Origin of the sequence: Sphingobacterium sp. 2149 (assembly GCF_031455655.1) — a bacterium.
In the GTDB taxonomy this organism is placed as follows: Bacteria; Bacteroidota; Bacteroidia; order Sphingobacteriales; family Sphingobacteriaceae; genus Sphingobacterium.
This window is the reverse complement of sequence record NZ_JAVDTD010000001.1, coordinates 374279-384804: the sequence shown is the minus strand read 5'-3', so window position 1 is coordinate 384804 and position 10526 is coordinate 374279. Positions and strand designations below refer to the sequence as shown.

Sequence of the window (10526 nt, the reverse complement as noted above, 5' to 3'; positions counted from 1 at the left end):
CATTCCGGATTCGAGCCGGAATGGTTTTTCTGAACCCCGTTAATCGGTTAGTTTATTGCATGACGGTAACCCTCCTTCCCTCTATTTTAAAATGTAAAGTTCCTGTGTTTTCAAGCATCGCTAAGGTCTGCTGTATACTTTTCTGTCGTGAGATTTTACCAGAGAAGGATTCTTTTGTTATCTTTCCTTCAAACTTCACTTCCACATTATACCAGCGTGCCAGTTGTCGCATAATGCTTTCGATGCCCTCGTCATTAAATCTAAAATATCCCTGTTTCCAAGCAATAGCTTCGTCAGTATCCACTATCGAGGTGATTAACTTATTCCCATCATAAATCGCCTGCTGCCCGGGGCTCAATCGGCTTTTAGCATGAGCGGTTAACACTTGTACAGCACCCTGCAGCAGGCTCGTGCGCGTCTGGGCTTCATTATCATAGGCATTGACATTGAATTGGGTACCCAGCACTTCGACGGTCTGCCCCGGACTACTAACTTTAAATGGCCAGTCCGCATGATGGCTAACTTCAAAATAGACCTCTCCTCTTATTTCGACTTTTCGTTCTTTCTGATCAAAAATGGTAGGATAGGTAATCGATGAGCCCGCGTTCAACCATACCTTGGTTCCATCTGCAAGTAGCAATTGATACTGCCCGCCAAAAGGTGTTTCTAATGTATTCCAGGTATACTTTGCATCTTCATGGTCGTTGCCCTGCGCGTAGCGAAGCTGCCCATCAGCATCCTTTGTTACAATGGTATTCCCCTGTTGGGCAAGCTTGCCGTTAGCCGTACCGTCGAGCAAGATCGCCCGGCCATCGGCTAGTCTCAGTATTGCTTTATTGCTACCCGGAATAACTGTACTGCTTGCTACAGGCACAGGACTTTCAGATAGCTTGTTATAAAATAAAAAATAGGCTCCGAAACATAGCATGAATACCAAACTAGCCGCAGCAGCCACATGGCGGTAAGAGATTACACGGCGAGCACGGATACCGGCACGATGAAGGATCTGTTTATAAATCCGCTGTTCCATCTCCGTTCGCGACTCGTCAGAGGTGATCTCCAGTACGTTTTCGGTTTCATTGTACCACTTTTCAAATATCGCACGCTCTTCGTTGGTAATCCTATTTTCCTGCCATTTTCGTGCAAGCAGCTGTATATATTGAGGGTCTTGAGACTCATCCATAATTGCCTGTTTTACTAATAGCCAATTAAAAATGGATTTACCCTACCTACATATTCAAAAAAAGAAAGAAAAACTCACGAAGGATATCAACCAACTAATTATTAGTTTTTTACGTGATCGATAAACAATATAACAAAAGGCCAAAGTACACCAAAACGGGAACGCAGTTTTTTTAAGGCCTGGGTAATGTGTTTCTCAACTGCCTTTTCAGAAATATCGAGTTGTTCGGCAATCCTTCGGTTGCTCATACCACTTTCACGGCTCATTCTAAAGACCAACTGGCATTTGGGTGGTAATGCATTTACCGTCGCCTCCACCTGCTTTTGAAGCAATTCCAAATCCAGTTGCATGGGCATATGGGTATAACCCACTAGCTCTTGGGACATTCGTTCATCCCTTTGCTGCTCTCTGGAACGCTTGGCCAGGCGATTGATAATCTCAAACTTTACCGCAACAGCAAAATACTGGTCAAAAGTCTGTTTAAGTTCAAAGTACTGCTTTCTTCGCCAAAGGTTAAGAAAAATATCCTGTACCAACTCCTCCGCATCTACTACATTACCCAACCGTTTGCCGGCAATGGCTATCAGCTTGTCCCAATACTTCTGATAGAGCACTTTAAAGGCGATTTCATCACCCTGACTTAGTAAGGTGGCTAGTTCAATATCGCTGATCTGTAGATTTAGGCCCATAGTGTTATTAAGAACGAAGATAAGGATATAGCCAAAGTAATACTAGTTTTGGATCATTTTTTTTCATCCTTCCCCCCTCAATGGTTTTAGGCTAAAATTAAAAGTTCCTAAAGGTTCCACGGCAATTGTCAAGATTCCCAATGGATCACCGATATTACTGAACAATAAGGCAGTGATTGAGACAGAAGAAGCCGGAAATGATACTGGGTTTACTACTTTTAAACTAGCTGCCGAGATTACGATATAAGAAGGAAACTATAAGAACAGATAAGGCGCACGTAGCAGTGCGCCCTATTTTCTATACTTATCGCTTCCGCTTGACCAACATGCAAAGCAGCCTACTCGTGGCAAAACTAACCAGTGTACCCACCGCAGCCGTCAATACCGTCTGCAGCACATCGCCCAACGAAAAGCTTGCCCAAAGAGAACACAGTGTACCTCCGAGTGCTGAGATGCGCATATCATTCCACCTCATCCGCCCCACTCCTTTCTTTGGGTAACATAGGCGCTTCGGCTTCCTCAAGGGTAGGCATTGGCATACCCTGAGCTGTGCCACTTGATCGATGCCGGCCGCCATCCGCATCAGCAATTGACTTTTCATTAGGAGGCTTATCCTCCTCCATGACGGTTTTAACGATACCTAGACCTAATGCAATATATTTTAAAATATTTCCAGCCTTTCCAGGCAATTTAACGGGTGCCGCAAGAACCACCTGCAGCACCTGTCCTATTTTGTCTAAGATTTTTTTCATACTTACAGCTTTTTAAAATCATTCCCTTCTTTATTCGAGCAATAATCGAGGACAAAGAATTGAAAGCCTGGCATTACAACTACCAATCCACCAATACCAACTTCGATAAATCAGCAGGTAATGGAATAGAAAATATAGCGTTCTGACTGTCAAGATCTGACGGGATCTGGCGTACATATGAATCACTGTCTGAGCACAGCGAGTTTGATTCATATAGCCAGAGAACTAAAAAGATGACACAAAAGAATGCAATTCGCTATTCCATACCTGCATTTATCGAATATTCAAATACACTTCATCACCTTGATCCCACAGGCTATACACCAATGCTTTTAGCTTTGCTAAAGCTTTTCCACTATAATCTCCTCGGCCTTCAGCAGTTAAAGTCGTCACCGGCGCGATGCAGCCCTGCAATTCTTTCAATGCATTGTTGGCGGCATGGATCAGAATAGCCTCCCGGCCGAGCACGATTGGAATGCCAATCTGTTCCCCATGCTTGGGGTAGCGTCGCTTTTCGAGTTTGTACTGGCCTATAGGGATGCAACTAATGCGCGGAATATTATTTCTGTCGGGCAGCTCAATCGTATGGCAGATCACCTCGCCCTGATAGGTGATGGTGCCGTTGGTTCCCTGTGCGCCATATTTCCGTTGGAGCAGCAGGACATGTTTGTTTTTCATTTCGTGGAGTACCCTAGATAACGTGACCGTGAATACTTTTTACCCTTTCTGTCGCAGGCCAGCAAGTAAACGTGAAAACCGTCGGCTTCGAAGCCTGCCGGGAGGTGCAAGATGACCTGCCTATCGTACCGTCTCCAGACCTTTTCGTTTATAAAAGCATAACCCTTTTCAACCTGATAAGCGCAGAGGATAATCTGATCGTCCAATGGATATAGGTTACCGCTAGGAACTGTATACGTGACTATTATGCGATCTTTTTCGCGTGTTAGTATAGGCATATTTGGCGGTGCGATGGAACCGTCGCTCAAAAGAACCAGTGCTGGGTCTACCACAGGCCTTTCGGCCTCATGCCTGATTGCGATACGCAACGTGTGACTCAAGGCCTGCCCAAATGGAAGCGACTTTTTGCGCTTCGCCTGTTCAGCAAAGCCTTTTTTGATCAATCCATTGAGCGGCGCCAAAAAGGCACGCGCAATTTTAAATGTTTCCCGAACACGCAGCTGCGCAGGAGTCGGCGCTTTTTTTACCATAATAAAAAGAGATAAAAAGGCTGAGCCGGATCGACTCAGCCCGTTAACCTTAGATCAGCTGTAGCTCGCCTAGATACACGCTTTTAGACACCTTTGTTTTTGAACGGTTGGACAAAAATAACCAGGTGTGCACCGAACCAGTTGTGAGATGGTCAGGCACCATAAAGGACACCACCCCCGTCTCCCGCGTACTTGGCTTGGTGGAAGAGATAAACTCATCCTTTTCGGGGTGGTAAGCCAGCACATAAACTAGATCGTCACCAAAGGTTTCGAAAACATCGCTACCGCCCGTGGACCAGCTGTAGGTCAATTCGCCCGATTCATAGGCAACTGCTACCGTTCCACCACCGTACAGTCCCCCGTCTGCAATGCTGATGTTGCTATAGTCGAGCGCATAGTTTGGATAAACGCCCGTAATGGCCCTGTTCAGATTAAATTGAAATGCCGCATTGATCGGTGTCAATTTTTCTGTGTTTTTAAGGCCGAAGCCAATTTTTAAAAAGAAGTTGATGGGCAGTAGGAAACGCATCAGCGTTTTGAATTTTTCCTGCTGCATCATCTGTGCTTCCGATGCGGGCTTCGTTCTTTTTTTGTAAAGCCCTTTAATGTAGTTGATACTCTTCCAGCTACTTCCGATTACTGAGCCGGCTTTACCCTTAAAGCCTCCGTTTGCTCCATGTACAATAGTTCCCATGTGTTATCGTCAACCCTTTTTTCATACCGGTATTTCTGATTGACATAACAAACATAAAACACTTTAAATCAACAACAAATACCATCATAATGAATGACCGAGCGCTGACCTATGGGATTCGTATTTTTGACTGATTATAGACCGATCATTATTTGCTTTTGGTGATGTAGCGGATGGTAGGACATGAGGTAAAACATCTCTCTGATGGTCAGCTGTCCAAGTAGCGGATGAGGTAAGGTAAGGGTGTCGAGTTCATCTTCTGTATAGTTTTCAAACACTTCGCTGATCGCTTTCAAAGTGCTGTCTATTTCCGCTATAATACCTGCTTTCCTATCTATCGATAGCTCCCTCTGCGGCACAAATTGTGCTGGTGCTTTCAGGCTTGTTTTCGTGTAATTTTCTAACACAGTACGATAACTCCATGTAGGACGATTGATGTTTCCAAATTTTTCACGAATGAATGTTTTAGAATTTAAGATTTTAGGGAATGGTTTTATCGTGAATAAAATATGCTCCAACTGCTGTCCAGCTGTCCATTTTCCACTTTGTGCATACCCAAATTCTGACTCATTTAAACCATCAATATATTGAACCACTTCCTGATGATTTTTGATAAATTCTTTAATCAAATCGTATTTTTTCATTGGTGTCCGTTTTTATGCAAACGACCTTTATCACAAAAAACAAAGTACAATGCCAAGTCCCATTGATTTTGTTAAGGGTTTGCTAGGTTTATTTTAAATTTTTATTACAAATTGTCCCATAAGAAGATTTAAATATATTCAATAAAAATGATTTTCAATAAGGCACATTTCCTTTTGATAACCGCAACACAACACGTTGAATTCGTGGTAAAAGCAGCAAGATAACAATGACGATCAGTACGCCCGTTAGCATCCAATCGTAATAATCGCGGGTAGCACGGGCCAATATTTGATGCCCTATCAGTTGATTAAAATAGCCTGTGGCTGCTGCTTTTGCGGTATACATATCGCTGCCGGCATGGATATATTGACTTTGAATATCCAATATCGTTAGCGGTAATTGCGGGTTGGTTTCTGTCAGTGCTTCCCGCAGCTTCTCCCGAACCCCGGATTTTGCAACTAATTGTAGTTCGTTGTTTAATGCCAGGCTTAGGGTAAAACCTGTAAACCTGGCCAATATCCCCACAAGCGAGGCATTAATGGCAATTTTGGGCGGTGCTGATGAAGTGGTAAAGGAAACAATCGGTACAAATAACACCCCTGTGGCTACACCATAGATCAATAGCGGGAGCAGAAAATCGACCGTCTCTCCCTGTACCGACACAAATAGGATCATATAGGCATAATAAATCGCCATGATTCCAAATCCAACAACAATCAGACGGATCAGATTATACCCCATCAGCACAAATCGGGAAGTAACAAACATACTCAGCGTGGTCCCCACGATGACAGCTGTCCATATTGGAATGGTGCTCAATGGATCATTGCCTAAAATTACCTCCAGGTAGCCATAAGCAAGCCCAGTGCTTCCTTTGAACAGGTAGAATGTAACAAGTAGGAATATCCCCAACACAAAATTCTTGGCCTTAAAGATCTGTAAATTGATCAAGGGTCTTTTGAGTTTTGAAGCTCTGACGATCAAGAGTGAAAGAATAAGTAAATCACCGATACTAAGCATCCTCATGAGTGAACTATCCAACCATCCCAATTGCCGCCCATAGACCAGGATGTATCCCAATAGCAGGATGAAAGAAACATAAAACAGATAGCCGATCCAATCCACCTGATACAGTGGAATCTTTTTGCTAAACCGGGCTTTACTGTTCATGGTTAACAACACCACCCCTGCCAGGATCATGAGCATGACAATAAATCCGTAGAATAGCCAGTTAAAATCAAAGAAATACAGCATCACACTGTTGTAGATGGCATAGAACGGCACAGCAATTTGTATGCAGCCGTAAAGAAGACTATACGCAATTACCCGGGCGCGCACAGCATGCAATCTTGGAAAGATAAGCTGTAACACAATTCCCGACATCAATGCGCAGGTAATCCCCTGCAAAAACTGGCAGATAACAAACACGGTCCAATCTTTAAAATGAAAGCAGACCACCGAACATAATGCATTTATGGCCAAGGCAATCAGCAAATATTTTCTCGGCGCAAAATATTTGACTATCCGGAAGTCGAGTGCCAGGAACGCTACGGTAGAACCATAGATAACGACCATGCCATATTGTACATCGGTGGGCTGTATGCCGTAAAATCCCATTGCCGCAACCGGACTACCGTAGAAAGCGAAACTAAATAAACAGGTCATCAGAATGGCAAATATGACGGATCGCGCCACCCACTCAGCTACCCAGGATCTGAAAATCGGTATGTTATGTGCTTGCATCATTCCGCTTTTAAAACATATACATTGGCATTCATTCCGGCAGAAAGTTTTCCTAACTTTTCAGGCGTATCGGTTAATTTAATCCGAACCGGAATACGTTGCGTGATTTTCACAAAATTGCCGGTAGCGTTATCCGGTGGAAGTAGCGAGTAGCGTGATCCCGTTGTTGGCGAAAGCGACTCGATGGTACCCTTGAAGCGCTCATTCGGAAAGGCATCCACCTCAATAGCTACGGCTTGTCCGATGGAGAATTTACCGATCTGTGTTTCCTTAAAATTGGCCATTACCCACTTTTCCTCGGCCTTGTTCACCAAAAAAGCCAAGGTTTGCCCGGGCTGTATCAGTTGACCTTCCTGAATCGTCTTTTTACCGATCTGCCCGTCAAAAGGTGCCGTAATAACTGTATATCGAATATCCAGCTGCTGCCTTTGTAGCAGGGTTTCCTTCATTTTTATCTCTGCCTGTATCGCCTGCTGCTGTGCGCTAAAATCATTCAATTTGGATTCGGCTACCTGTAAAGCTGCGTTAGCCTGATCATAATCAGCTTGTGCAATGGATAAAGCGGTAGTGACATTGTCAAATTTTTGCTGTGTGGTCGATTCATCTGCCAGTAGATTTTTATAGCGCCCAAATTCTCTCTGCTGCTGCTGCAATCTGGCTTTAGCTCCGGCCAACTGCGCTTTGATCACCGCAATACTTTTACGTTGCGTCTCTTCGCTTGCGGCCAATATGGGTAATTTGGCCTGTGCACTCCGCAGTTCTGCCGATGCAGCATCTTTTTTCAGTGCGTACTCGTCCAGTTCAATGACGACGAGCGTATCCCCTTTTTTAACCAGCTGGTTGTCTTTATACGCTATCCTACTGATGTATCCGCCCACTTTGGCGTTTATGGGCGAGAGATAAGCATCTACCTGGGCATCGTTGGTCTGCTCATAGCGGTACCCTTTTAAAAAATAGGTAGCTGCCCAAACCAAGATGCCTACGAATAATGCAATGCCCAATCCTTGGGTTAGGCTGACCACAATTTTGTCTGTTTTATTTTTGTTCATGATCGTTGATTAAAGAATTCCTACAATGGCCAATAGTCGTATATGGCTTACTTTTACGTCTGTCTGTGCGGTTGTTCGGTTAAATTTTGCTTCCAATAGTGCATTTTCAGCCTCCATAAGATCGGTCAGCAATGATTCCTGATTTAAATAACTGCTCCTGATCACACGGACGGTTTCAGTCGTTTGGATGATTTGCTGTTCGGCCGTTTTGACACGCTCCAAAGCCTGCTGCTGCTGCAAATAAGCTTCTTTTACCTGCAGATAGATTTCATCTTTTTGAATGTCTGCTTTTTCTTGCGCCTCCCTATTAACCACCTGGGCATGCGCGATTGCATGTTTACTTTTGATCAAGTTGTCAATGGCGTACTGCACTTTGATCCCTGTCTGGCCAAATCCCCACAGGTCATTTGAATACGGATAAAAGGAAATCTGTGGATAGGTGTAATTATAGTTCGCGTACAAAGAAACTTTGGGCAATACCATCGCTTTCATCTGCCTGACGTTCAGTTCGCTCCATGTGATGTCACTATGAGCTATTTTGTATGCCGGGGATTGGTTAAACGCCAGGTCTACATACGCGGTGTAGTGATCATCTTCGAAGGCATTTAATGCAGCACTGTCTGTATGGGTGATTGCCAATGCAGCGTCGTTTGCACGCCCCATCAGTATATTGAGCCGTTGTTTGGCGATTTCAATCTTCTTCGTCAGATCGGAAAGGTTGAGTTCCAATTGCGACAATTTCACCGAGATTCTCAGCACATCACTCTTTAGCACAGTACCGTTGTTATGCAGACTTTCTATTAATCGCTTTTGCTTTTTCTCTGCTTCGATCTCGGCATCAAGAAAATCGTAGAAATGCAAAAACTTATAGAGATCGAAATAAGCAACAGCGACGTCTAATTTTACGCGATGCTTTTGCAGATCTGCTTCGTATTGTTTTCGTGTCGCCTCTTCCTTTTTCAGGGCGATATTCCTTTTGTCCTTCCCGCCATTGTACAGATTGAAGTTTAGGTTGTACCCCAGGCCATAGCCATAGCCTTTTACAGGCACATCCTGTGGCGCAGCGAACAATCCATCGTCATAGATCAGAAATTTAGAATTGAGTTTTACATCGGCACCAACCGATAGTTCGGGCAACAAACGGTCTTTAGCTTCCAAAATTGCTAGTTTACTTTGCTGCAGATCGAGGTCGGATAGTTTGAGCTGCCGGTTATTTTTCTCGGCCACGGTCCACATTTCTTCCAAACTTAAGGGTTCGATTTTTTCTGTCTGCTGCGCGTAAATAGCGGGCGCAACCAGCAGCAACAGTATGCCGAAAATCGGCTTGGCTTTTAAACAGTATTTGAGCATCTTTTCCAGTGCATCAAAAACGAATGTTAAGTCGCATAGGGGCATCAGCGGACTGGCATAGGCGCAAGCCAGCCAATACCGATACGTTTTGTCAGTTTCTTCCGATGGAAGCGGCGAAATTCGTTTATCGGGTTTTATGATTTTTTGTTCCATGTTGATTTTATGAAGATTAACACCGCAAAATTATCCAACACCGCAGACCAAGTTTTTATATAATTAGCCTATTATTTACTAAATTTGGCCACATGGATAGGCTTAGCGAATTAATCAACCGTGTGGATCAACATCCCGATTCGATCCTCGTCATGCGACAGCAGACCGAACAGCGCCTGCCTGCGCATCAGCACGACAAGGCGCAGTTGCTGATGGTGTATGGGGGCATTGCTTATCTGCAGACCGACGAAAAGGATTTCTATATTCCTTCCAATCATTATATCTGGATTCCAGCACACTACCCGCACAACCTGATGTTTAATACGCAGGATCTGTACATTATCAATATTTACTTTCCTGCACAAAAATCGAGTACTTTTTATGATGAGCTGGGTATTTATCCGGTGAGTAAGCTACTGGCCGAGATGCTCTTATTTAGCGAGAAATGGCAGGGTGATTATCGCGTTGGTTCATGGGAATTTGAGTTTTTGACCACACTTAAAGGCGTACTATCACAAGAAAAGCTCAAAAAATTCTCTATCCAACTTCCGACAACAGATGATCAACGGCTCAATGCTATTACGGACAACATTAGAAATCGGTTACATGAAGATCTCAGCCTGGATACCATTGCGCAGCAATCGGGCATGAGTGTACGCAGCCTGACCCGATTATTCCAGACCAAGCTGCATATCACTTTTGTTCAGTATTTAAAAATGCTGCGGATTATTCGGGCCATGGAATTGATCAAAGATACCGATCTGAACATGACCCAGATCGCCTATGCTATTGGCTATTCCAATATCGCTGCATTTAGCAACAACTTTCAGCAACTCACCAATATGAGGCCGACGGAATTTAGACTAAAAAAGGGCTAATGCTCCTATTGACTCCTTATTAGCCTATTGGTTCCTTATTAACCTATTGGTTCCTTATTAACTCGCCACCAACTCCCGGCATTCATCGGAATTTTATCAGGTCTGCCTCGGGTCTTGTTCGAATTTGGTCCGAGGGGCACCCGACGCCAATACGATGAAAATTGCTGTAAAGGCAGGAATTG

12 protein-coding genes are annotated in these 10526 nt (G+C 44.0%); 1 reads left to right on the top strand and 11 read right to left on the bottom strand.

All coding sequences use genetic code 11. The features are described 5' to 3' along the window. Window positions 1-52: 52 nt before the first annotated feature. The 11 genes from J2X77_RS01600 to J2X77_RS01550 form a co-directional block, all read right to left on the bottom strand. On the bottom strand, window positions 53-1183 hold the full coding sequence (locus J2X77_RS01600; RefSeq protein WP_310078657.1) for a FecR domain-containing protein: 1131 nt from the start codon (window positions 1181-1183) through the stop codon (window positions 53-55). A 101-nt stretch (window positions 1184-1284) separates the two neighbouring features. Beyond that, on the bottom strand, window positions 1285-1872 hold the full coding sequence (locus J2X77_RS01595) for an RNA polymerase sigma-70 factor (protein WP_310078655.1): 588 nt from the start codon (window positions 1870-1872) through the stop codon (window positions 1285-1287). 304 nt (window positions 1873-2176) lie between these two features. After that, on the bottom strand, window positions 2177-2347 hold the full coding sequence (locus J2X77_RS01590; protein WP_310078653.1) for a hypothetical protein: 171 nt from the start codon (window positions 2345-2347) through the stop codon (window positions 2177-2179). Then, window positions 2334-2624, bottom strand: coding sequence for a hypothetical protein (locus J2X77_RS01585; RefSeq protein WP_310078650.1), 291 nt, complete (start codon window positions 2622-2624; stop codon window positions 2334-2336). The genes J2X77_RS01590 and J2X77_RS01585 overlap by 14 nt, the downstream gene beginning before the upstream one ends. A 273-nt stretch (window positions 2625-2897) precedes the next feature. After that, complete coding sequence (locus tag J2X77_RS01580; protein WP_310078648.1) at window positions 2898-3302, bottom strand: DUF5675 family protein; 405 nt, start codon at window positions 3300-3302, stop codon at window positions 2898-2900. After that, window positions 3299-3832, bottom strand: coding sequence for a DUF6266 family protein (locus J2X77_RS01575; RefSeq protein ID WP_310078646.1), 534 nt, complete (start codon window positions 3830-3832; stop codon window positions 3299-3301). The genes J2X77_RS01580 and J2X77_RS01575 overlap by 4 nt, the downstream gene beginning before the upstream one ends. Before the next feature lie 49 nt (window positions 3833-3881). Then, window positions 3882-4526, bottom strand: coding sequence for a DUF6266 family protein (locus J2X77_RS01570; RefSeq protein ID WP_310078644.1), 645 nt, complete (start codon window positions 4524-4526; stop codon window positions 3882-3884). 134 nt (window positions 4527-4660) lie between these two features. Continuing rightward, a complete protein-coding gene (locus J2X77_RS01565; RefSeq protein WP_310078642.1) occupies window positions 4661-5170 on the bottom strand; it encodes a DinB family protein in 510 nt (169 codons plus the stop codon). Between the two features lie 154 nt (window positions 5171-5324). Beyond that, a complete protein-coding gene (locus J2X77_RS01560) occupies window positions 5325-6914 on the bottom strand; it encodes an MFS transporter (RefSeq protein ID WP_310078640.1) in 1590 nt (529 codons plus the stop codon). Continuing rightward, window positions 6914-7963, bottom strand: a complete 1050-nt coding sequence (locus J2X77_RS01555; RefSeq protein WP_310078638.1) for an HlyD family secretion protein — start codon at window positions 7961-7963, stop codon at window positions 6914-6916. Before J2X77_RS01555 ends, J2X77_RS01560 begins: the two co-directional genes overlap by 1 nt. 9 nt (window positions 7964-7972) lie before the next feature. Then, complete coding sequence (locus J2X77_RS01550; RefSeq protein ID WP_310078636.1) at window positions 7973-9466, bottom strand: TolC family protein; 1494 nt, start codon at window positions 9464-9466, stop codon at window positions 7973-7975. Between the two features lie 92 nt (window positions 9467-9558). Here J2X77_RS01550 and J2X77_RS01545 point away from each other — a divergent pair, with 92 nt between their 5' ends. After that, window positions 9559-10344 carry an AraC family transcriptional regulator gene (locus tag J2X77_RS01545; protein ID WP_310078634.1) on the top strand — a complete coding sequence of 262 codons (786 nt, stop codon included), beginning with the start codon at window positions 9559-9561 and terminating at the stop codon, window positions 10342-10344. Window positions 10345-10526 lie beyond the last annotated feature (182 nt).